The sequence below is a fragment of the Comamonas aquatica genome (assembly GCF_018064205.1).
GTDB classification, from domain to species: Bacteria; Pseudomonadota; Gammaproteobacteria; order Burkholderiales; family Burkholderiaceae_C; genus Comamonas; species Comamonas aquatica.
On the sequence record NZ_CP072916.1, the window covers coordinates 3,254,644 to 3,275,953 of the forward strand.

Genomic DNA, 21,310 nt, shown 5'->3' on the forward strand with positions numbered 1-21,310 from the left:
TGACGGTGTCATCGGCGCAGCCCTCCGCGAGGCAGTAAATCTGCCAAAGGCTGAGGAATACTGGTCAGTTTCTCTGCCTTGAGTAGTGCGCAGAATTCTTTGTTTGCAAAAAGCTCTTTGAAGATCTGGCGCGCAAGCAGAAGCGATTGCTGGATGAATTCGGATTTTTTCTGAATCCGGCGATGCACCTCGACTTCCCGACGATAGAGCTTCGTCAGATCTTCCGGTGTCATGGGTTTGCGAGGAGGTACTTTCGCAAAGGCGTTGTTTCCCTGCTTGCCACTGCGAGCGCGTTGCTCCAGTATCCTGCGCACGACGGTCACCTTGCGCCCTTTGAGCTCACCGCTGTCATAGGCTTCAAGTAGCAGCTTCTGGGCATCGCTGTCATTGGCCCTTGAGATGCTGACTGCCAGATGCAGTGGAATATGACCTGATTCCGCGGCAGCTAGCAGGCGCTTTTCCCCGCACTCCAGAAGGTGGTTGACTTGATTCACCCAGGAAGCTGTACAGCCCAACTTTGCCGCGATCTCTTCATCGCTGTAGCCGCGATGTTTGAGCACTCGAACTTGTTCCATAGTTTCGACAGCCCGAGGTGTGCGGCGCGCAATGTTCTCGACGATGCTCATGACATGTCCGGTCTCTTCGTCAACGTCCAGCACAAGCGCAGCAATTTCACTCTGGCCCAGTAACTTATAGGATTCCAGGCGCCCTTGCCCGCATATGAGTGCGTATGGCAGAGCGCCTTGAGTTGACGGGACTCTACGAACCGTGATCGGCCGCTTGAGACCCACAAGCTCAATACTCTGTGTAATCGTCTTGTGAATCTTTTGGCTACGAAGCCGGGGGTTGACGACAGCGATGTCGGCGATCGAAATCATCTCGACCCGTTGCGGTGGTTTTGTCATGCGACCTCCTGAAGGGTCGTTCGTCCTGCCAATTGGCAGAAGTTTTCCAGCGAGTCCACCCTGTATGCGTCAAGTGTGAATCCGTTGTTCTCCAGAACAGGGGATGTCTCGGCAGAGAAGTCAATTCCAGGAAGAACGTAGTAGTCATACGCGTGGCTGTTAGATGGGTCCATACGCGCGACCACCGTGACATCTGGGTGAAGCCCTGCGTCGAATCGGATCAACCAGCGATAGGAGCCTGTAGCGGTTGGCTTGCAGCGGGCAATCACTAGGGAGGCAGTGAACTCGTCGTTGATCGTCAATAAATCGGTTTCATCATTGCGTGCGGCCCAGCCTCCAGACGATGCGATGCTCGCGGCCATCTCGTCAATCAATTCGGGGTGCCGCCGACGTAGCAACTTGTTGATCTCCAAGTAGGCATAGTCTCGTCGAGGGGCGTAGCCTATAAGGCTGTAGGCGCGCAACAAGCTGCCAAAGCGTGTACGGTACGCGGAGCTAGACGGAGCCTCGTCATCTTCATCAATCACGATGCCAGAGAGAGCGCCATGCCGTTCCAAGGTCTGGCGCAGCATCTCCAGCATTTGTGCATCATCCAAGTGGTGCGATCGGGCCGCAATGACTGCCTGTGCCTGCATAAACACTACTGCTGGCACGATGGCTTCGAAAGCACCATCTCTACGCACCCACTGCTCAGGTGGGTTTCGTACGTGCTGGATCTTCAGTTTGAAGGATGAGCGGTTGTATACGTTGTTGCCAATGTACTTTTCATTTGTGAGTATCTGGTGGATCGTTCCTCTAGTCCATAGCTTGCCAGCATCGTTGGTTAGTCCCTCCCGGTTCAAGACGGATGCGATAACGCGCTCCGGCATGTTGTCATCTAGGAAAAGCCGATAGATCCGGTTTACCAGTTCAACCTCATCAGGAGGACCAGGCACCAAGATGACGCGATCCGTCTGGATGCTCTTTTTCTCCCCCCGGGACAGAAGTCCTTTGACCTTGTGCTGCTCATCAATGAGTTGTCGCCGAAGCCCAAAACCAGGGGCGCCACCTTGCCTGTAGCCATGACGGACGATAGTGCAGGCGCCATTGAAAACTTTGACAGACAGTTCTCTGCTGTACTCGGCTGCCATGCTGCGTTTGATACCGATGAAGACAGTGGAAGGTAACGAGCCATCGTTATTGAATGGTTCGGCGCAGTAGATCACCTGGATGCCACGGCTCTTGCAGGAGTGCACATAGGCTGCCGCCTCATCTGGATCGGGAAAGCGCCCCCAGCGGCTGATGTCATAGACAAGTACGGCGCTGAAGCCTGGAGATGGCTGCTCGACATCGTGAAGCAGTGCCTGGAGTCCGTTTCGTCCTTTGAGATTCAAGCCACTCTTGCCTGAGTCCTCGTAGGTCCTGACGATCCTCATGCCATGAAGTCTGGCGTACTCGGCGATGGCTGCGGCCTGGTTCTCTGTGGAGTATTTTTGGTGCTCGGTGGACATACGGACATACTGGGCCACTGGTAGGCCAGCGTCCTTTGCAAATTCCGCAGTGGTTTCCTCATGATGGGAAGACACCGAGCACCTCCACCTGATACGTCATCCGGGCATGTCAAGCAAAGTAATCAAAGCATGTGTCAGTGCTATGACAAAAATGATGGTTAATCGAGAAGTTCGCTGTGTCCAAATTCCTCGCTAAGCGCGTCTGCAGAGATGCTCCTGTGTATTTTCGTCCATGGTGGACCCCATCAATGTAGTTCCTAGGTTAGCTATGCCTACTTGTCCACTGTGCCACGCACAGCACAGTTGGAATGCAGCAGCCAGGACAAGTTCTTGGCACATATCGGAAGCTCCTGGCAGCCGCAGAAATCAGGCTGCTGGCCCCCTCAAGACTTAAGCTGCGAAGCTGCTAAAACAGCGACCTGCTCAGTGCCTCCACGACCCACACGAAGCACGCTAGTAGGCTACGTATTCCGATTGAAATGACCGTCTGTACCGGCTGTGGCTGAACAGGCTGCTGGTCGTGAACCACTGTGTTCGGCCAGTAGAGGTTTTCGAGCGGGCGCTCGCAGACGACTGCTTCAGGCTGATTACCGCCACTGAACTTTGGCAAGCCTGTGACCGCTGCCGCCGATATCAGACGTTGACCCGCTGTCTGGCTAGACGTCTGTTGTCCCCTTCAAACCGGAAACTCGCTGGACGCAGTGCGCCAGACAACCTGAACGGCAGCTTTCGTAAGCTGCGAACTGGTGGTGACGACCCATAGCAGTCATTAGCTAGTGATAGAGGGCAAAGTTTTAGTGCTCTATCCTTTCTTTACTGGGCGGCGGATCAACACAACAACCAGCGTCACGACCGTCAGCGGTACGACGAAGCTGAGCATGACGCCCGAGAATGCTGGCAGCGCATCGTGCTGCTGCGCGGCCATGATCAAGTAAGCCACGTATGCGACGTAGTAGCCCAGAAAGACCCCGCCTTCCCAGCGAGCGATCTCGCGACCAGTCATGAACACGGGGAGGCAGGCAAACGACACTGCCACCATGACCCAGATGTCAAAGGCCAGCAGCGATGGAGCCATGTCCAACCCCAGGTCACCCGACACTAGGCCCGAGACACCCAGGCAGCCCAGAATGTTGAAGGTATTGCTTCCCACCACATTGCCTACTGCGATGTCCCGTTCGCCCTTGATGACTGCGGCGATGCTGGTGGCAACCTCGGGCATGCTGGTACCAGCGGCAACGATGGTCAGCCCAATGATCAGGTCGCTCACACCCATGGCCTTTGCGAAACTCACCGATGCTTGCACTAGGTACTCGGAGCCGAACACTAACGCAGCTAGGCCAGCGGCAATCAGCAGCAACTGAACCAGCAACCGATCGTCCCAGGCGCCGGGGGCAGAGGGTTTGATCTCACCCGCGTATTCGTCCTTGGCGAGCTGGGTTTCGCGCCGTGACTGCACGATCAGGAACACTGTGTAAGACACCAGCAGCACGAAGAGAAAACCGCCATCGAAAAACGAAAGTTGACCGTCCAACCCCAAGGCGAGCAAGAGAAAACATGCACCGATCATGATCGGTACCTCCTGGCGTATCAGCTGAATGTTGACCACCAGCGGTGCAATCAACGCGCTGATGCCAAGGATGAACAGAACGTTGAATATGTTGCTGCCCACCACGTTGCCAATGGCAATGTCGGTTTTCCCATCGAGCACGGCCCCCACGCTGACTGCAACCTCGGGTGCGCTTGTGCCGAGCGCAACGATCGTCAGTCCCACGACCAGCGGACTGATGCCAAACGACAGGGCCAGCTTGGAAGAGCCTCGCACCAACAAGCTGGCACCCATGACCAGCAAGAAAAGCCCGCCGAGAAATAGAAGGATGTTCATGACTGAGCACTGTAGCTAAGAATCAAGTGGCACAGCTTACCAGGCGCGTACCTTTATCGAGCCTCCATGCATGCCATAGCTCGCCATAAGTCCTCCTTATAGAGCGTCGGCTTCTGGCCGGGAGGGTGAATTCGTGACAGTGCCAGGAAGCTGACCATCAGAAGGCCGTGGCAGTAGTCCATCACTCGTCGCTCAGGTGAGTCAGAGGTGCGCCCGCTCAAGAGTGCATCCTTTGTAGCCCTCAACTCGATGGGAGACCATCATGGGAAGGTTTTGACAGCCTCAAGGCATTGCCGATGACCGATGCTGAACTCAGACTCATAGCCAGCGCCGCGATCAACGGTGAGAGCAGCCACCCAGTGATCGGGTAGAGCACGCCTGCTGCCACCGGTATGCCCAGCGCGTTATACAGAAACGCAAACAACAGGTTCTGTTTCATATTGCGGACCGTAGAGACTGACAGCTCCCGTGCCACTGCGATTCCACGCAAGTCGCCCTTCACGAGTGTCACCTGAGCGCTATTCATGGCTACGTCGGTGCCTGTACCCATGGCCACGCCAACATCGGCCTTAGCCAACGCCGGTGCGTCGTTGATGCCATCGCCTGCCATGGCAACAATGTGTCCCTCGGCCTGCAGCTTGCTCACCAGCTCTAACTTGTCTGCGGGTTTCACCTCGGCATGCACTTCGTCCACGCCCAGGTGCTTGCCAACCGCGCGCGCAGTGGTCCAGCCATCGCCCGTGGCCATGATGACCCGGATACCTGCTTGGTGCAGTGCAGCCAGCGCTTCTGGGGTGCTGGCCTTGACCGGATCAGATACTGCCAATAAGCCCGTTAGGCTCCCATCTACGGCCAAGTGCATCACGCTGGCCCCCGTTTGCCGCAGCGCCTCCGCATGTTCATGTAGACCTGAAACGTCCACGCCTTCTCGTTCCATCAATGCGGTGTTGCCCAGGGCCAGCCGTTTGCCATCGACCACACCCGTCACGCCAATGCCAGACTCCGACTCAAACTGGCTAACAGAAGAAAGCGCCAAACCTAGCTCACGGGCTGTGTGCACAATCGCATCCGCCAGCGGGTGTTCACTGCCCTGATCCAGACTTGCTGCCAGTTGCAAAACATCGCTTTCGGTATGGCCAGGCGCCGCGATCGCCCGTTCAAATGCAGGTTTTCCTTCTGTCAGTGTCCCTGTCTTGTCAACGATCAGGGTATCCACCTTGCGCATGTTCTCAATAGCGGCAGCATCCCTGAACAGAACGCCCTGCGTTGCACCCCTGCCAGTGGCGACCATGATGGACATGGGCGTGGCCAGCCCCAGGGCACAAGGACAGGCGATGATGAGCACGGCGACAGCATTGATCAGGCCAAACACCCAGCTTGGTTCAGGGCCGAAGGCTCCCCAGACCAGTAAGGTGGCGACGGCGATAGCCACGACTGCGAGCACAAACTTGCCAGCTACCTGGTCAGCCATACGCTGCATGGGTGCCTTGGAGCGCTGTGCCTGGGCCACCATCTGCACGATCTGCGCCAATACCGTGGCCGAGCCTACTTTTTCCGCCCGCATTACCAGGGCACCGCTAGTGTTGAGTGTTGCGCCAATCAGCTTGTCACCCGGCTGTTTGCTCACAGGCAGTGGTTCTCCTGTGAGCATCGACTCGTTTACGGCGCTGGAGCCCTCTACGACGACACCGTCTACGGGGACTTTCTCACCTGGGCGCACACGCAGCAAGTCTCCAAGGTGAACGTGCGCCAGCGGAACGTCTTCTTCCCCACCATCAGGCAATATTCGCCGCGCCGTCTTAGGAGACAGGCCCAACAGCGAACGGATCGCTGCCGATGTCTGCGAGCGTGCCTTCAACTCCAGGACCTGCCCAAGCAGTGTCAGAGAGATGATCACGGCTGCAGCCTCAAAATACACACCTATGCGCCCCATCGAAAGGAACGAATCGGGAAACACCCCGGGCGCCAGTGTTGCCACAACGCTGTAAACGAAGGCTGCACCGGTGCCCAGACCGATCAACGTCCACATGTTGGGGCTGCGGCTCACCACCGACTGCCAGCCCCGCTTGAAGAAGGGCATGCCCGCCCACAGCACGATTGGCAGCGACAGTGCCAGTTCCAGCCAGGTTTGTACGCCGATGTCCAAACCTGGCACGCGATGGCCCGCCATTGCCAAAAAAGCGACCACCACGGTCAGGGGTAAGGTCCACCAGAAGCGTTGCTGAAATTCGCGCAGTTCCGGGTCTTCATCTTGGTCCAGAGACGGCATCACCGGCTCCAGCGACATGCCACATTTGGGACAAGTGCCCGGATGGTCCTGGCGAATCTCCGGATGCATGGGGCATGTGTAGACGGTGCCTGTCACCGAAGGTTGCGATACCAACGAAGAATCGGCACCTGCAGTGGTGCGCGATTGATGGCCGACGCTATGGTGGTGGGAGTGGTCCATGCTTCAAGTACCGTCCTTCTTGTGGCCATGGTGGGAGTGATCTCCTCCGTGCCCATGAAACAAGTGCATCAGCGGGCAAAGCAGCAGCACTAGGTAGGGCCACCAGCCCAGTAGATGCCCCCAATGTTCCCGCAGCAGGTAAAACACTGCAATCGCAGCCGCCGTTGCCCAAGCCAGGGTTAGCGGCCTGCGCCAAAACGGGGTATGCCCTTGGCTTTTGGGCTCTGGTGAGTTCATGGTGACCTCCTGCGCAGATTGCGCTCAATGCTTGCCGGAGTCTTTGTCCATCATCATTTGCATCATGGCTTGCATCATGTCCATGCGCTTTTCCATCAGGGCATGGCGCTGCATCATCTGCCCCATCATTTGCGGCCCCATGCCTGGCGCTGATGTGCTGCTTGCTGGTGCAGATGGAGGAGTCGTCGAGTTACCTGACATTCCTGCTCCTCCCATCATCTGGCCACTCATCATGCCCATGCCCCCCATCGGCATGCCTTGCATTTGCCCCATCATCTTCATGCTGTCTTGCATGGTCTTCTGATGCTCAGCCATCATGGCCTGCCGTTCCTGCGGCGTCTTTGCGTCTGCCAGTTTGCGGCTCATGTCGCGCATCAGCTGCAACTGCTTGTCCATGGCTGACATCTGCTGCTCGGGAGTTGCTGGCACGGCCTGGGCCGGTGCGGCTGCTCCGTCAGGGTGATGTTGCGTATGCTCGGCAGCCGTTTGGGCTGAGGCGGAGAACGCCGTGATGCCGATAAGCATCGCTAAGGCCAGGGGTTTTGAGGCATTCATGGTGCAGTCCTTTCCAGACAAAATCCAGCGGTCATCGCCAGTGTGGCGCCACCACCGCGTCCCCATGACGCTTGATGTACACCAGTGACTTCACTCTATGCTTGCAAGAGTCACTGGAACATGACCGCTGGATTACAAAATTGTCAGGATGCAGGGGTGATTTGGGTAATCACCATCTTGCCATTTTGCTGCTCGACCACGAACCGGACCTTGTCGCCGACTTTGAGGTTCGTGAGCATGGAGGGTTCGGCCATGGTGAAGACCATCGTCATCGGCGGCATATCCAAGTTTTTGATCTCGCCGTGTTTGATAGTCACCTTGCCCGCACCAGTGTCGATGCGGCGAACCTCTCCCTCGGTCATGTCGGCTGGTGCGGCCATGTCCATCTTGCTGTGGTCCATGGGCACCTGCGCGAACGCCTGAGTGCTGGCGAGGGTGGAGGCTGCTAGTGCCGCAGCGCTTAGAAAAACGCGAAAACTCTTCATGGTTGCATCCTGTGCAAATTAGGCTCAACAGTTCAGCGAGCCGAGACTTTGACTTGGCCCTTCATGCCTGCCTCGTAGTGGCCCACGTGCAGGCAAGCAAAGTGCACAACACCTGCTTTGGTGAAGCGCCAGATCACCTCACCCTGCTGGCCGGGCTTGAGTGAAATCTTGTTTGCTTCCTCATGCTCCATGCCAGGAAACTTCTTCATCTCTTCGTAGTGCTCCTTCAACTCCTGCTCCGTGCCAAGACTGAACTCATGGGGCACCTTGCCGGAGTTCTTAATGACAAACCGGATGGTTTCCCCCTTTTTGACGGTCACATCCGAAGGCGTGAAACGCATGTTGTCAGCAGCGTCCACCTGGATGGTGCGGGTGACATTAGCTGCAATGCCGGGCTCACCAGGTGTCGAGTTGTCATGGCCACCCGCGTGTTTGCCCGAGGCGAACGCAGTGGATGCGGCCAAAGTCATGGCGGCAAGGAAGAAGGAGGAGGATTTACTGAACTTCATGTGTGATCTTTCTGGCAGTGTTGAGGGGAGCAGAGAAAACGGCGAGCGTGGCTTCAATGCTGCATGCCTTTGACAGCCTTGGCGTTGGCCGGTGTGCTGGGCGCAGCTGCCTTGGCTGGGGCCGGGGTGGCTCCGGTCCATTCATGGGCCACAGTGCCGGGAGGGAACTTGTAGTTGCCAGGGTCCTTGTAATCCCCGGGTTTTTGGTCCTTGCGTACCTTGAGTACGCTGAGCATGCCGCCCATGCCGATGGGGCCAAACTGGCCATGGCCGGTCATCATGGGGGCGGTGTTTTCGGGGATGGGCATTTCCATGCTTTCCATGTCACCCATGCCGCGTTCCCCCATCAGCATGTAATCGGGCACCACCTTCTGAATCTTGCCGATCAGGCCGCGGTGGTCGACACCAATCATGGTCGGCACGGCGTGTCCCATGGCGTTCATGGTGTGGTGGCTCTTGTGGCAGTGCAGGGCCCAGTCACCTTCCTCATCTGCGATGAAATCGAGTTGGCGCATCTGACCGACAGCGATGTCGGCAGTGACTTCGGGCCATCGTGCCGCCAAGGGGGTGGGGCCGCCATCAGTACCTGTCATCACGAATTCGTGGCCGTGCAGGTGAATGGGGTGATTGGTCATTGTCAGGTTACCTACACGCAGGCGAACCCGGTCACCCAATCGCACGTTGAAGCTGTCAATGCCCGGGAAAATGCGGCTGTTCCAGCACCAGATGTTGAAATCCGTCATCGTGTTGATCTTGGGCGTACGGGTGCCGGGCTCCACGTCAAAGGCGTTGAGCAGGAAGCAGAAGTCGCGGTCCACGTCGCTGATCAGCGGGTGCTTGGTCTTGGGATGGGTAACCCAGAAACCATGCATGCCCATGGCCATCTGCGTCATTTCGTCGGCGTGCGGGTGGTACATGAAAGTGCCCGGGCGGCGCGCTTCAAACTCGTAGACGAAGGTCTTGCCAGCCGGAATCGCGGGCTGGTTCAGGCCAGCCACACCATCCATGCCGGCGGGCAGACGCTGGCCGTGCCAGTGGATGGTGGTGTGTTCGGGCAACTTGTTGGTCACAAAGATGCGCACGCGATCGCCTTCCACCACTTCAATGGTGGGTCCAGGGCTCTGACCGTTGTAGCCCCACATGTTCACCACGAAGCCTGGGGCCACCTCGCGCACCACAGGCTCAGCCACCAGGTGGAACTCCTTGACGCCATTGTTCATGCGCCAGGGCAGCGTCCAGCCATTGACTGTGACCACAGGGTTGTAGGGGCGCCCGGTGTTAGGCACCAGTGGATCTGCTGTGGCTGCTGAGGTTTGGATAACAGGTTCGGGCAGTGCTGCCAAAGCGGAGCGGGCAACTGCCAAGCCAGCAACAGAAGCTGCAGCACCCGCGAAGAAGCGGCGCCGGGAGGGAATGTTCGTTGTCATGCGTAATAGTCCAGGTGTTGATGCGAAGCGGGTTCAATGGCCGGCTGCGGCAGTGGCCTGCTCGCCGCCACCGAGGGCAACAAAGGCATCAGGCTGACCACCTTGCAGCACCCATTGCAGATCGGTTTCAGCGATCAGTGCGTCACGCTGCGCGTCTATGGCGGCCACTACGGTCTGTGAGCGCGCTTTTACGTCTGCCAAAACGCCCCAGACGCTTTCGAGCATGCCGTTGTAGCGAAGCTGGGTTTCTTCTCCAATCAGTTCGCGCTGCTTGAGAACGTCATTGCGATAACCGTGGTAAACGTCAAGACTGGCGGCATAGGCTGCGTAAGCCTGCATGGCGTTGTTGCCAGCTTTTCTGCTTTGTGCCAATGGCAAGTTGCCTTGTATCGCCGCTAGGCGCGTTCGCAGTTCTGTGTCGCTCATCGGCGTTGCTGTGTCCGGCAGGCGATCAGGCAAAGCCACGCGGTTGTGTACCGCGTCAAGTCCCATCGACTTCAGCAGTGCGCGTTCGGCCTGGCTTGCGGTCAATCGCGCTCGTTTGAGCTCCATCCGGGCAGATGATTCGCCCAAAGCCACCTGGGCTTGTTGATAGCGGCTCCAGTTGCCTACACTCACCATACGGCGGCCAAGTTCCGCAGCCGCTTCTGCGGCTGTCACGGAATCTTCCACTGACTTGAGCGCTTGTCTTGCAGCCACGGCCCTGATCCAGGCCTTTCGCGTGTCCGCTGCCACTTTCAGCACCTCATCGGCACCATCAATCCTTTGCTGAAGTCTGGTGTCGACTTCACCCCAGGCACCGGCAGCAATACGCTCCACGTTCTCCCGCCCCAGTCGAGCCAGAGGTGATGCCAGTTCGCGATGGACTTTCCAGGCAGCCCGAATGGCATCAGAAGTAGATGGCAGCGCAAATTCTGGGACAGCATCTGGCGTTGCCGCTTGCGTTGTCGGCTGTGACTTCTCCCAGCGCAGCACATCTGCGTGACCTCTCGGGAACTGACCGACAGTCTCATTCGCTTTGCGCCAGTCTTGCACAACATCATCCTGAACCTGTGCCTGAGCACCCCAGTGCGCGACCACAAGACCCAGCGTCAGCATGGGCATCACTTTATTTTTCAGCCATCGATGCTTCATCGAAATCGCTCCTATTGATGCGTATCAAACGGATGAATTCTGAATAGGCAGCACCGACAACAGCCTGTCGGCAAGATTACAAATGCGTCATGTTCGCCCGCGGCTGCTTGACCCCGGGCACACTACAGGCACAGGAATACTTGCTGTGAAGATACTCATCGTTGAAGACGAACCCAAGACGGGTGACTACCTGCGCCAAGGGCTGCGCGAAGCAGGGTTTGCCGTGGACCTGGTGACCAACGGCATAGATGGCCTGCACCATGGGCTGGATGGCAACCACGATCTGGTGATTTTGGACGTGATGCTGCCGGGGTTGGATGGCTGGCAAGTGCTCCAGAACTTGCGCAGCCGAGGCCGGCAGATGCCAGTGCTGTTCCTGACTGCACGCGATCAGGTAGAAGATCGGGTCAAAGGTTTAGAGTTGGGGGCAGACGACTACTTGGTGAAACCTTTTTCGTTTGCCGAGCTGTTGGCGCGAGTGAGGACCATTCTGCGCCGGGGCCGCAACAGCTCCGAAAGTACGGCATTGAGGGTGGCGGACTTAGAGCTGGATCTGTTGCGTCGCCGTGTCTCTCGCGCAGGCATGCGCATCGATCTCACCGCCAAGGAATTCGGGTTGCTTGAGCTGCTGATGCGCCGTCAAGGCGAAGTGCTGCCGCGTTCACTGATCGCATCGCAAGTATGGGATATGAATTTTGACAGCGACACCAACGTCATTGAAGTGGCGGTGCGGCGCCTGCGTGCCAAGGTAGACGACGGCTTTGATGTGAAGCTGATCCAGACCGTGCGCGGCATGGGTTACGTACTGGAGAACCCTGAAACCCGATGAACTCTTTGCGCCTGCCTCTGACCGCAAGGCTGACGGTCCTATTCACGTTGGTGGCAGCTATGGTGCTGTTGGGGCTGGGTGTGTTGGTAGCCTGGGCCACAGCCCGTCACTTTGTCGAACTAGATCGGATGTTTCTCGACGACAAAGTGCATCTTGTAGAAAAACTCGTCGCTGAAGCCGACACCCCTGCTGCCTTGAAAGGTGTACTTGATGACATGCTGGACAGCCATAAAGGCTTGTTTGTACAGGTCTGGCTCGGAAGCGAGCTCATTTATGGTCCGCCAGCGCTGACACAGAACATCCTCGCTGATACTCTGGCGACAGAGCAACTGATGGAGTGGACCCACGCTGGGCAGTCGCTGCGCGGCGTTGTGGAAAGCCTGCCACGCCCACCAGCATCGCAATTGGCATCCACCACCAATACGCAAACCCTGCGGGTATTGGTGGCCTTGGACACTGCGCACCACGCCCATTTCCTAGCTGAACTACGCAAGACGCTGGTCGCCTACTTTCTGGTCGCGACCTTGGTCAGCGGTGTGCTGGGCTGGTGGGCCGCCCGCCGCGGACTGGCACCCTTGAAGACAATGCGCGAAAGAGCGACTTCAGTCACCGCCTACAACTTGCAGGAGCGTATGCCTGTGGAGTCTGTTCCGGTGGAGTTTGCTGAACTTGCAGCCAGTCTCAATGGCATGTTCGGGCGGCTCCAGCAAGATTTCCAGCGCTTGATGGACTTTTCCAGCGATCTGGCACACGAGCTGCGCACCCCTTTAAGCAACCTCCTGACGCAAACGCAGGTGGCTCTTACGCAGCGGCGCACTGCCGACGAGTACCGCGATATTCTGGCCTCAAACGCCGAGGAGTTCGAGCGCCTGGCCAAGATGGTCTCGGACATGCTCTTTTTGGCCAAGACTGATCACGGTATTGACTTGCCCTATCGGGAACGTATCCAGCTGCACAAGGAAGTGCTAGCGCTGTTCGATTTCTATGAAGCAGTGGCCGACGAAAAGCACGTCATCCTGGTATTGGAAGGGCAAGCTGAAATAGACGGCGACAAGCTGATGATGCGCCGTGCCATCAGCAACCTGCTGTCAAACGCACTACGCCATGCTGATGCAGGGTCGGCAGTGGCGGTCCAGGTGGCGTCGAACGAAGGTGCAGTGACACTCACGGTAAGCAATCAAGGGACTTCCATAGCAACGGAGGACATCCCTCGGCTCTTCGACCGTTTCTACCGCGCCGACAAGTCCAGAGCCCACCCTGCTTCCGAAGGGGCGGGGCTTGGGCTGGCCATCACCAAGGCGATCGTCAGCTCGCACGGTGGATCGATATACGTTCAATCTAACGCGGGACAAACACGTTTTACTGTGTTGTTTGACGCCTCACTCTAAGAGTCTGGCCATTGAGTGCTGCAAGACGGCCATCAAGGTAAACGGGGCAGGAATTTTTCCGCTCACCCCAGAAAACAGCCATTGATATTCAGAGGCCATGGTTCTTGGGATGACAGCTACTTGGCTGAAACCCGTCTTTGACTAGCAGAGTTGACCGGCAGTAAACGCTGCACAGCGGGCATCGATTGCGTAAATACAGACGACAGCTATGGGTCGATTGTTGGCCGTAAGCGTCCGGCAATCCCATCTTGAGATAGACCCAGTGTCGAGGCATCGTGTGCACGATGAACATCACGCACACTATGGCGAACGACACGATCGCCCAGCGCCCCAAGCGGCACTACTACTCCCCGGAACTTAAAGGCCAGATCGTGGCCGAATGCCAGGTCTCCGGCGCGTCAGTGGCCGGCGTAGCGCTTGCACACGGAATCAACGCCAACATCGTTCATCGCTGGATGCGCGAGCAAGCAGACTCCCTGTTGCCAGCGCCCCGGAATGAGTTCGTTGCGCTGAATCTGCCTCCACCAGTTGAACAGCTCCCAGCAACCGAGACCAGCTCGCCGCCCGTGTCGCGTGCGATTCGCGTTGATGTTCGGCGCAGCGCCAGCGTAGTCACCGTGAACTGGCCCCTGGAAGATGCAGCGTCATGTGCAGCGTGGCTGCGCGACTGGCTCCGATGATCCGCATTGATGCGCTGTGGCTCTCCACCGAGTGGCTCATGCCGCAAGCCTACCGCTTGCTGAGCAACGATTTATGCAACAACGCCGCGTGCAGTTGCAGCCACTGGTTGACGCCATGAGGACAGAGCTGCTGCAGCGCCGCGTGCTGCATGCCGACGAGACGCCGGTGTCCATGCTCAAGCCGGGCAACGGCAAGGCGCACCGGGCGTACCTATGGGCCTATGCCACGGGCGCCTTCGAGAACATCAAGGCGGTCGTCTACGACTTCTGCGAATCGCGCTCGGGCGAACACGCCCGGCGCTTCCTGGGCGACTGGAGAGGCAGCCTCACCTGTGACGACTTCAGCGGCTACAAGGCCTTGATCGCAAGTGGTGTGACCGAGGTCGGCTGCCTGGCGCACGCGCGGCGCAAGTTCTTCGATTTGCACGCGGCGAACCAAAGCCAGATCGCCGAGGTCGCGCTGCAGCAGTTCGCGCGGGTCTACGAGATCGAGCGTGAGGTCAAGGAGATTGCGACCGATCAGCGCCAAACCATCCGGCAACAACAAACGAAGCCGCTGCTTGATGCCTTGCACCAGTGGATGGTGCTGCAACGCCAGAAGGTGCCGGAAGGCTCGGCAAGCGCCAAAGCGCTGGACTACAGCTTGCGGCGCTGGGAGGCTTTGACCCGGTTCGTCGATGACGGACAGCTGCCCGTGGACAACAACTGGATCGAGAACCAGATTCGGCCGATTGCCATTGGCCGCAACAACTGGCTCTTTGCGGGCAGCCTACGAGCTGGTCAGAGGGCAGCAGCCGTCATGACGCTCATCCAGTCAGCACGACTCAATGGGCATGATCCCTATGCGTATCTCAAGGACGTTTTGGCTCGCTTGCCGACGCAACGGGTTAGCCTGGTTCACGAGTTGCTACCGCATCGTTGGTTCGCACCGAGCTGAATGTCGTTATTTGAGGCTCCGCTCAGCGAACGGTTGGCCAGCTTGCCCCAGTGGCGCTGCGCAGCGATTCAAGTGCACCGCAATCGCCAACGCATACCCCTCCCGCACAGGTACTGCGGATGGCACGCAGTTGCTTGCGCAGCGCCTGCAACTCGGCGATTCGCTGCTCTACCAAGCGCATTTGATCGTCTAGCAAGGCATTGACCTCGTCGCAGGACATGGCGGGGTCGTCCTGCAACTGCAGCAGAGCCCGGATATCGTCGTGCGACATGTCCAGCGAGCGGCACCGAACGATGAAGGCCAACCTGTCGACATGCTGTTGGCCATATTGCCGATAGTTGTTGGCGGCCCGCAGGGGCGCCTGCAGAAGGCCCTCTGCTTCATAAAAGCGCACCGCGGGAACGGAGCACCCTGCCAATGACGATAGTTCACCGATTTTCATATTTGCCTACCTACCGCTTGACTCTACAGCTACTTGAGGGTTTCTAATACGGGACATGAGTACATGTCAAAGCAGTAGCTGCTCGAGCAGTTGCAATTCGCAGACGGTCGACGAGGCCCCAAGCGCCATTGCTTCCGTGGAGAGCACATTTTCAGTTCCGGGAATGGACTGCCCCTCCGAGGAGAACCTCATTCGCATGGCGCTGGGTGGTCTGACCGGGGTTGGGCCGATGACCTTCGATCTGGCCCATCGGCAGCTCCGGGTGGTGCACTCGGGCGAGCCCGCCAGGATCGCCCAGAAGCTGACGCCCCTGAACTTGGGTGCGGTTCTGCTGACAAGCGAGAGGCGCACCGAAGGCGGGCAGTGGAAGACGCGTTTCTCCGTGCCGAAGATGGATTGCCCGTCGGAGGAGAATCTCATTCGGATGGCGCTGGCCGATGCGTCGGCTGTTGCGGCACTGGACTTCGATCTGAAGGACCGTGTACTCACCGTGCAGCATGGGGGAAGTACGCAAGAGCTGCTGGGCCGTCTCATCCCTCTCAACCTCGGCGCGCAAGTGTTGGACAGCGTGCAAAGCGACGAGTCTACGGCCCCAGACGCAGAGGGGAATGCCTCTGAGGCTCGGACCTTAAAGCTGCTGCTCGCTATCAACGGTGCGATGTTTGTCTTTGAGTTGATCGTTGGCCTGATCGCCCAGTCCACAGGTCTCATAGCGGACTCGCTTGACATGTTCGCCGATGCGGCGGTCTACGGACTGGCGCTCTATGCGGTGGGCCGCGCCGCCGCCTTGAAGATGAAGGCAGCGCACATCGCTGGTTGGTTGCAAGTCGTGCTTGCGCTTGGCGCGCTTTTGGAGGTCGTTCGGCGGGCAGTTGTGGGAAGTGAGCCGGCGTCCATGCTCATGATGAGTATCGGGCTGGTCGCATTGATCGCCAACGTCACCTGCCTGGTGCTGATCGCCAAGAAGCGGGATCGGGGCGCCCACATGACGGCAAGCTACATTTTTTCTGCGAATGATGTGATCGCAAACGCGGGGGTGATAGTCGCTGGTGTTTTGGTCGCTTGGACGGGCTCCTCGTACCCTGACCTCGTGATTGGCGCAGTCATTGCGCTGATAGTGCTCAGCGGTGCCCGGCGCATCCTGAACCTCCGATAGCCAATCTAGCGGCATCCCACACCGATGCCTAGCCAAGGTGGGATGGCCGGCCGCTTACTGTTGGCCAACGCGAAGGACCACTAATCGGTACCTCAGGTTTGTGGCGCTGCCCCATCAGGTCTGCCGTTTGGCGGCAGGCTGCACACAGCCTGACGCAGGCTTCAGGCAATCTGTGTTGGGGTACTGCTTCTGACCGAAGATGAAAGCTCATCTCACGTCCCAGCATCTTCTGCGTGCTCGTCGCACAGCGTTTGAAGCCAGCCAAATCTGCGCAGCGTGGCTGCTTTGCCGCACACTTCACAGGTATGTGCCGACAACTCTTCAGCTAACTCAATAAGTGCGTATTGCGTCTGAGAGCACTGGTTAGCGTAAAAGTGAAGTGTTCCGTACTTTTCTTTGACCTCGAGAACCTTAGGCTCAGGTGCTCCGAATCTGTCGGCCTGATCTTGCAACTGCTCGCAGAGCACGCGAACGATGTTGTACCAGCCGTTGCGACACTCTAGTTGTACGTCTTCAAGCAGTGGATGCAGTGGTGCTTTCATAGCGATAGTCCAGTGTGCTGAAAAGGTGAAGAACCGGAGGGTCACGGCCGCATACAAGGAGGGTGTGCAGAATTTTGTGTAAACGGACAATCCACCGCCGGCGCAAGCCGGGCTGTCCGTAAACACAATGAACACCAAGAAACACGACGTACCCGAAGAACTGCTGTCTGGCCTGCTGGCCAACTACAAGAAGCCTGAAGACCTCATCGGCGAGAACGGCCTGCTCAAGCAACTGACCAAGCTGCTGGTCGAGCGAGCTTTGGACGCTGAGCTGACTGAGCACCTGGGCCATGAACGCAACGAGGCGGTGGCCAACCCCGCTGGCAACACCCGCAACGGCAAGAGCAAGAAGACCCTCAAGGGCGAGTTCGGCGAATTGCCCATCGAAGTGCCACGCGACCGCCATGGCAGCTTCGAGCCTCAGCTCATCCCCAAGCACCAGACCCGCTGGGCCGGCTTCGACGACAAAATCATCTCGCTGTACGCCCGTGGCATGACGGTGCGCGAGATACAGGCCCACCTCGAAGAGATGTACGGCACCGAGGTCTCACCCAGCCTGATTTCCTCGGTGACAGATGCCGTGGCCGACGAGGTCAAGGCCTGGCAGGCCCGGCCGCTGGAGCCGATTTACCCCATCGTCTATCTGGACTGCATCCACGTGAAGGTGCGCGAGGGCGCGGTGCGGGTCAAGGCGGTGTACCTGGCCATCGGCATCACCATGACGGGCGAGAAGGAGGTGCTGGGTCTGTGGCTGGCGCAAACCGAGGGAGCCAAGTTCTGGCTGCAGGTCGTGACCGAACTGCGCAACCGGGGCGTGCAGGACATCTTCATTGCCTGTGTCGATGGGCTCAAGGGTTTCCCTGACGCCATCGAGGCGGTGTTCCCCAAGGCGGTGGTGCAACTGTGCATCGTTCACATGGTGCGCCACAGCCTGAACTACGTCTCATGGAAGCGCCGCAAGGAAGTGGCGGCCGACCTGCGCCGCATCTACACGGCCGCCACCGCCGAGGAGGCCGAACTGATGCTCGCAGAGTTCGAGGCCCGATGGGATGCCGAGTACCTGCCCATCGGCCAGTCCTGGCGCAGGAACTGGAGCCGCTTGACCCCGTTCTTTGACTACCCGCCGGAAATCCGCAAGGTCATCTACACCACCAATGCCATCGAGTCGGTGAACATGAGCCTGAGGAAGCTGAGCAAGAACCGGGGCTCGTTCCCCAGTGACGAGGCGCTGACCAAGCTGTTCTACCTGGCGCTGCGCAACATCAGCCAGAAGTGGACCATGCCCATCCGGGATTGGAAGGCCGCACTGACCCGCTTTACCATTCAGTTCGGAGACCGCATCTCCGTCAATTGAAGTCCGACCCGTTTACACAAAAATTCGGACACCCCCCATACAAGTAGTAGCGGAGGAACGTCTGAAGCGATACTTGAATCGACCAGAGTTCTGTACATAGCTCCAAGCCCCCATTTCCGCTCCAACAGCAGCCCTTACTAGGAGTCAGCGTCACACCGAAGAATTCACGATTGAAGCAGGCACGCAAATCATGGAGCAGAGCCGGAGTCCCTACACTTCACCACTGTAAAGCCTCGTCATCAAGATTACCAAACGCTCCCATCACAAGCGTAGCTTCACCACTGGCCGCAACGGCCTGAGCGGCCGCAGCCCACCCCTCGCGCACCGGTTTTTCAGACTTGCGCAGCACAATACCGGAGCCTTCCACCGTCATAACAGCAATGGTCTCCCCGTCCAAGCCCGCCTGGGCTAGGATCTTCTGAGGGATCACAACCAGCTTGCTATGTCCAATACTGCGAATTGAAATAAGCATCTCATCTCCAAATCATTCAAAAATTATTTTCAACATCAAAAATACAACTCGGAATAAAATAACTAAAACATTATTTAATAAAAATAGATCGTAGTGATCCGTTGATAAAATTAATAGTTTAATACATTCCTCAAATGATAATAAAAAATATAGTATTAGACCCTCAGACCTCTCTACCCCTGGGAATTAAGGCTAATGATCACATTCAAATTTCGACTAGCATTCGCCTAAGCCATTTATTCAAGACGAGTATTACCACAAGCAGCTAATCCGGCTACACGACTGTTCCCGGGCAATAATTCAGAAATTTCTTCATGTGGAATGTTCAACCTCATCGAATCTAATATTTTATTCCAATCTCTGGAGGTAGAAGCGTAATCGACACCCACAGCATTTGCTGCTTGCTTAACATTCAAGGGCATGCATAGCGCATCAGCTACGCGTTCATTAATTTTTAACATCCGCGCATGCTGCTTTATTACCGACGGAAGATGCAAAACTCCTAGCTCAGCTGACGGAGGTTTATCTACATCGTTCACAGTGATGCTGCGGAGAAACGGACAAATTTCCCACATTGCATTACTAAGAAGAATTCGCACACTTAGGTGCCTATCACCACAACTGAACAGTGTCCCCTAGCAGGCAATGGGGTTTTCAATAATTCCAAAATTGATGATAAGGATGAGGCATCCCAAGCTTGACACAGATATTCTTCTAAGGCTCTATGCGCATCAAACCACGAAGAAAAATTTTCGATAAATTTTGCAACACGCCTGTTCCATTCAGTAAATCGAAAGTATTCCTCTTGATTCTGAAATGCCATTCCCATGCTCTTCAACAGCACTTTATACGCATCTACGACCCCGATAGTCTCACCGGAAAAATCGAATTTCCTGCAATTAGGGCATGCGTCACCAGGCAATCTAAAATTATTTATCGCCCCAAGTAAATTTCCGCAATTATTGCACTGCGACAGCAACGGGCTTCCATGGATATGACAAATTCTAACTGAAGAAATTTGATGCATAACTTTCCAGCTTGCGAAACCATACACATCGAGTTCCTCATCTGAACAGTTCTTACACCAACGAAGATGCTTTACTCTGTCAATACTGAAATTCAACCCAAAATAATCAGGTATCAACGCTTTTTCACGGTTATTTGCATCCTCTTTGTCAATCGAAAGATTCACGTATCCAAATAATGTGTGTCGCCGTATAACTTCTTCGGGAGAAAGTACTCCAGCAAAGTATGTACTGCTAATTGTGCCCGAACGCGTTCCCATCAAATAGGGGATTGTGATCATCCGTGGCTGATTAAAAAAACTTGCTGTAGCTGTACGCGGCGAACGGTGCGCAGATGAACGATGTAGATGAACCAAGGCGGTATATAGATAGGCTCCGCTTGGTAGTGCTGCACCAGCCCTGTTCACTTCTGCTTGCAACTCTATTCCTGCCATAAGTCACAAAACAGGTCGGGAATCGCCACCGTTTTCAACCTTCGCTGTATTGACTATCGCCTCGTAAGATTCGCCCCCATTGCAAAGAGGATTTTTTTGTTTTCCAACTTTATTCAGTTGGACCACCAGGTGCAGCGCCTGGGCGCCCACAGTTACTTGCACAGACATGTCGTCCTCTTCACAAATCGATAGCTGTCTGCGCTTGCCAGATAAGCGCAAACCGTCAAAAACACAGAGAAATTAAAAAGGCCTGCAATCGCAGGCCTTGGGGGCGAAAGACCGGCTTATGCGGCCAGGTTGGCACGCATCTGGTCGATCACGGCCTGGTAGTCGGGCTTGCCGAAGATGGCGCTGCCGGCCACGAAGGTGTCGGCACCGGCATTCGCCACGGCGCGGATGTTGCCTTCCTTGATGCCGCCGTCCACTTCCAGGCGGATGTCCTTGCCGCTGGCATCGATGCGCTTGCGCACGGCTTCGATCTTGCGCAGCGTGCTGTCGATGAAGCTCTGGCCACCGAAGCCGGGGTTGACGCTCATCAGCAGGATCAGGTCCAGGTCCTCGATCACCCAGTCCAGCACGTCCAGGGGCATGGCGGGGTTGAAGGTCAGGCCGGCCTTGGCGCCGTGCGACTTGATGTTCTGGATGCTGCGGTGCACGTGGGCCGAGGCATCGGGGTGGAAGCTGATGTAGTCCGCACCGGCCTTGGCGAAGGCGCTGGCCAGCTCGTCCACGGGCTGCACCATCAGGTGCACGTCGATGGGCACGGGGCGGCCATCGGGCGTCACGGCATGGGGCTTCAAAGCCTCACAGATCATGGGGCCAAACGTGAGGTTGGGCACGTAGTGGTTGTCCATGACGTCGAAGTGGATCCAGTCGGCGCCTGCGGCAATGACATTGCGCACTTCTTCACCCAGACGGGCAAAGTCGGCGGACAGGATGGAAGGGGCGATGCGGTACGTGGGGTTCATGGCCGCCAAT

At 57.1% G+C, this 21,310-nt stretch carries 22 protein-coding genes and 1 pseudogene; 6 read left to right on the top strand and 17 right to left on the bottom strand.

From position 1 onward, the window contains the following. Window positions 1-8 precede the first annotated feature (8 nt). The 10 genes from KAQ61_RS15345 to KAQ61_RS15390 all read right to left on the bottom strand — a co-directional run bounded on the left by KAQ61_RS15345 (window position 9) and on the right by KAQ61_RS15390 (window position 11,073). The gene (locus tag KAQ61_RS15345; RefSeq protein ID WP_210929727.1) at window positions 9-905 is read right to left on the bottom strand and encodes a plasmid partitioning protein RepB C-terminal domain-containing protein; all 897 of its coding nucleotides are present in this window, start codon (window positions 903-905) and stop codon (window positions 9-11) included. Further along, complete coding sequence (locus tag KAQ61_RS15350) at window positions 902-2,413, bottom strand: recombinase family protein (protein ID WP_276514470.1); 1,512 nt, start codon at window positions 2,411-2,413, stop codon at window positions 902-904. The genes KAQ61_RS15345 and KAQ61_RS15350 overlap by 4 nt, the downstream gene beginning before the upstream one ends. A 784-nt stretch (window positions 2,414-3,197) precedes the next feature. Beyond that, complete coding sequence (locus KAQ61_RS15355; RefSeq protein WP_003074489.1) at window positions 3,198-4,277, bottom strand: calcium/sodium antiporter; 1,080 nt, start codon at window positions 4,275-4,277, stop codon at window positions 3,198-3,200. Window positions 4,278-4,518: 241 nt separating this feature from the next. Beyond that, window positions 4,519-6,726 carry a copper-transporting P-type ATPase gene (locus KAQ61_RS15360; RefSeq protein WP_210929729.1) on the bottom strand — a complete coding sequence of 736 codons (2,208 nt, stop codon included), beginning with the start codon at window positions 6,724-6,726 and terminating at the stop codon, window positions 4,519-4,521. Window positions 6,727-6,729: 3 nt separating this feature from the next. Then, the gene (locus KAQ61_RS15365) at window positions 6,730-6,963 is read right to left on the bottom strand and encodes a DUF2933 domain-containing protein (protein ID WP_083215358.1); all 234 of its coding nucleotides are present in this window, start codon (window positions 6,961-6,963) and stop codon (window positions 6,730-6,732) included. A 24-nt stretch (window positions 6,964-6,987) separates the two neighbouring features. After that, window positions 6,988-7,518, bottom strand: a complete 531-nt coding sequence (locus tag KAQ61_RS15370) for a hypothetical protein (protein ID WP_210929730.1) — start codon at window positions 7,516-7,518, stop codon at window positions 6,988-6,990. 143 nt (window positions 7,519-7,661) lie between these two features. Further along, window positions 7,662-8,003 (bottom strand): copper-binding protein, encoded by a 342-nt coding sequence (locus KAQ61_RS15375; protein ID WP_210929731.1) that lies wholly within the window; start codon window positions 8,001-8,003, stop codon window positions 7,662-7,664. Between the two features lie 32 nt (window positions 8,004-8,035). Continuing rightward, window positions 8,036-8,512, bottom strand: coding sequence for a cupredoxin domain-containing protein (locus KAQ61_RS15380; RefSeq protein ID WP_210929732.1), 477 nt, complete (start codon window positions 8,510-8,512; stop codon window positions 8,036-8,038). A 53-nt stretch (window positions 8,513-8,565) separates the two neighbouring features. After that, entirely contained in the window at window positions 8,566-9,939 is a 1,374-nt protein-coding gene (locus KAQ61_RS15385) for a multicopper oxidase family protein (RefSeq protein WP_045267445.1), read from the bottom strand. Between the two features lie 33 nt (window positions 9,940-9,972). Next, a complete protein-coding gene (locus KAQ61_RS15390; protein ID WP_210929733.1) occupies window positions 9,973-11,073 on the bottom strand; it encodes a TolC family protein in 1,101 nt (366 codons plus the stop codon). Window positions 11,074-11,218: 145 nt separating this feature from the next. On the opposite strand from KAQ61_RS15390, the gene KAQ61_RS15395 reads away from it, so the two are divergent. From KAQ61_RS15395 to tnpC, 4 genes and pseudogenes are all read left to right on the top strand, one after another. After that, window positions 11,219-11,902 (top strand): heavy metal response regulator transcription factor, encoded by a 684-nt coding sequence (locus KAQ61_RS15395; protein ID WP_045267443.1) that lies wholly within the window; start codon window positions 11,219-11,221, stop codon window positions 11,900-11,902. Continuing rightward, complete coding sequence (locus KAQ61_RS15400; protein ID WP_210929734.1) at window positions 11,899-13,290, top strand: heavy metal sensor histidine kinase; 1,392 nt, start codon at window positions 11,899-11,901, stop codon at window positions 13,288-13,290. The genes KAQ61_RS15395 and KAQ61_RS15400 overlap by 4 nt, the downstream gene beginning before the upstream one ends. Before the next feature lie 284 nt (window positions 13,291-13,574). Continuing rightward, window positions 13,575-13,970, top strand: coding sequence for an IS66-like element accessory protein TnpA (tnpA, locus tag KAQ61_RS15405; RefSeq protein WP_006217728.1), 396 nt, complete (start codon window positions 13,575-13,577; stop codon window positions 13,968-13,970). 43 nt (window positions 13,971-14,013) lie between these two features. Then, a pseudogene (tnpC, locus tag KAQ61_RS15410) lies at window positions 14,014-14,907 on the top strand (IS66 family transposase); the annotation flags it as partial. Window positions 14,908-14,929: 22 nt separating this feature from the next. Here the strand turns inward: tnpC and cadR are convergent. Beyond that, window positions 14,930-15,349: a Cd(II)/Pb(II)-responsive transcriptional regulator gene (gene cadR / locus KAQ61_RS15415; protein ID WP_010791743.1), complete on the bottom strand. Its 420-nt coding sequence runs from the start codon at window positions 15,347-15,349 to the stop codon at window positions 14,930-14,932. A gap of 136 nt (window positions 15,350-15,485) precedes the next feature. On the opposite strand from cadR, the gene KAQ61_RS15420 reads away from it, so the two are divergent. Further along, window positions 15,486-16,505, top strand: a complete 1,020-nt coding sequence (locus tag KAQ61_RS15420) for a cation efflux transmembrane domain-containing protein (RefSeq protein WP_199797940.1) — start codon at window positions 15,486-15,488, stop codon at window positions 16,503-16,505. A gap of 212 nt (window positions 16,506-16,717) precedes the next feature. On the opposite strand, the gene KAQ61_RS15425 is transcribed toward KAQ61_RS15420, so the two are convergent. Beyond that, the gene (locus KAQ61_RS15425; RefSeq protein ID WP_210929735.1) at window positions 16,718-17,047 is read right to left on the bottom strand and encodes a hypothetical protein; all 330 of its coding nucleotides are present in this window, start codon (window positions 17,045-17,047) and stop codon (window positions 16,718-16,720) included. A 127-nt stretch (window positions 17,048-17,174) separates the two neighbouring features. Here KAQ61_RS15425 and KAQ61_RS15430 point away from each other — a divergent pair, with 127 nt between their 5' ends. Then, complete coding sequence (locus tag KAQ61_RS15430) at window positions 17,175-18,401, top strand: IS256 family transposase (protein WP_210929736.1); 1,227 nt, start codon at window positions 17,175-17,177, stop codon at window positions 18,399-18,401. Between the two features lie 217 nt (window positions 18,402-18,618). Here the strand turns inward: KAQ61_RS15430 and KAQ61_RS15435 are convergent, their stop codons facing one another. From KAQ61_RS15435 to rpe, 5 genes are all read right to left on the bottom strand, one after another. Beyond that, window positions 18,619-18,873 carry an AbrB/MazE/SpoVT family DNA-binding domain-containing protein gene (locus KAQ61_RS15435; protein ID WP_210929737.1) on the bottom strand — a complete coding sequence of 85 codons (255 nt, stop codon included), beginning with the start codon at window positions 18,871-18,873 and terminating at the stop codon, window positions 18,619-18,621. Between the two features lie 236 nt (window positions 18,874-19,109). Continuing rightward, window positions 19,110-19,412, bottom strand: coding sequence for a hypothetical protein (locus KAQ61_RS15440; RefSeq protein WP_210929738.1), 303 nt, complete (start codon window positions 19,410-19,412; stop codon window positions 19,110-19,112). 62 nt (window positions 19,413-19,474) lie between these two features. Then, window positions 19,475-20,317 carry a TniQ family protein gene (locus KAQ61_RS15445; protein ID WP_210929739.1) on the bottom strand — a complete coding sequence of 281 codons (843 nt, stop codon included), beginning with the start codon at window positions 20,315-20,317 and terminating at the stop codon, window positions 19,475-19,477. Between the two features lie 18 nt (window positions 20,318-20,335). Continuing rightward, the gene (locus KAQ61_RS15450) at window positions 20,336-20,500 is read right to left on the bottom strand and encodes a hypothetical protein (RefSeq protein WP_210929740.1); all 165 of its coding nucleotides are present in this window, start codon (window positions 20,498-20,500) and stop codon (window positions 20,336-20,338) included. Window positions 20,501-20,616: 116 nt separating this feature from the next. Next, entirely contained in the window at window positions 20,617-21,300 is a 684-nt protein-coding gene (rpe, locus tag KAQ61_RS15455) for a ribulose-phosphate 3-epimerase (protein WP_042417560.1), read from the bottom strand. Window positions 21,301-21,310 lie beyond the last annotated feature (10 nt).

Bases quoted from the DNA above. Each gene is read 5' to 3' on its own strand.
- KAQ61_RS15390 (WP_210929733.1), bottom strand. From the start codon at position 11,073: ATGAAGCATCGATGGCTGAAAAATAAAGTGATGCCCATGCTGACGCTG.
- KAQ61_RS15435 (WP_210929737.1), bottom strand. From the start codon at position 18,873: ATGCTTATTTCAATTCGCAGTATTGGACATAGCAAGCTGGTTGTGATC.
- KAQ61_RS15375 (WP_210929731.1), bottom strand. From the start codon at position 8,003: ATGAAGAGTTTTCGCGTTTTTCTAAGCGCTGCGGCACTAGCAGCCTCC.
- KAQ61_RS15355 (WP_003074489.1), bottom strand. From the start codon at position 4,277: ATGAACATCCTTCTATTTCTCGGCGGGCTTTTCTTGCTGGTCATGGGT.
- KAQ61_RS15430 (WP_210929736.1), top strand. From the start codon at position 17,175: ATGAACACCAAGAAACACGACGTACCCGAAGAACTGCTGTCTGGCCTG.
- KAQ61_RS15385 (WP_045267445.1), bottom strand. From the start codon at position 9,939: ATGACAACGAACATTCCCTCCCGGCGCCGCTTCTTCGCGGGTGCTGCA.
- KAQ61_RS15450 (WP_210929740.1), bottom strand. From the start codon at position 20,500: ATGTCTGTGCAAGTAACTGTGGGCGCCCAGGCGCTGCACCTGGTGGTC.
- rpe (WP_042417560.1), bottom strand. From the start codon at position 21,300: ATGAACCCCACGTACCGCATCGCCCCTTCCATCCTGTCCGCCGACTTT.
- KAQ61_RS15345 (WP_210929727.1), bottom strand. From the start codon at position 905: ATGACAAAACCACCGCAACGGGTCGAGATGATTTCGATCGCCGACATC.
- tnpA (WP_006217728.1), top strand. From the start codon at position 13,575: ATGAACATCACGCACACTATGGCGAACGACACGATCGCCCAGCGCCCC.
- KAQ61_RS15380 (WP_210929732.1), bottom strand. From the start codon at position 8,512: ATGAAGTTCAGTAAATCCTCCTCCTTCTTCCTTGCCGCCATGACTTTG.
- KAQ61_RS15360 (WP_210929729.1), bottom strand. From the start codon at position 6,726: ATGGACCACTCCCACCACCATAGCGTCGGCCATCAATCGCGCACCACT.
- KAQ61_RS15425 (WP_210929735.1), bottom strand. From the start codon at position 17,047: ATGAAAGCACCACTGCATCCACTGCTTGAAGACGTACAACTAGAGTGT.
- KAQ61_RS15400 (WP_210929734.1), top strand. From the start codon at position 11,899: ATGAACTCTTTGCGCCTGCCTCTGACCGCAAGGCTGACGGTCCTATTC.
- KAQ61_RS15365 (WP_083215358.1), bottom strand. From the start codon at position 6,963: ATGAACTCACCAGAGCCCAAAAGCCAAGGGCATACCCCGTTTTGGCGC.
- KAQ61_RS15370 (WP_210929730.1), bottom strand. From the start codon at position 7,518: ATGAATGCCTCAAAACCCCTGGCCTTAGCGATGCTTATCGGCATCACG.
- cadR (WP_010791743.1), bottom strand. From the start codon at position 15,349: ATGAAAATCGGTGAACTATCGTCATTGGCAGGGTGCTCCGTTCCCGCG.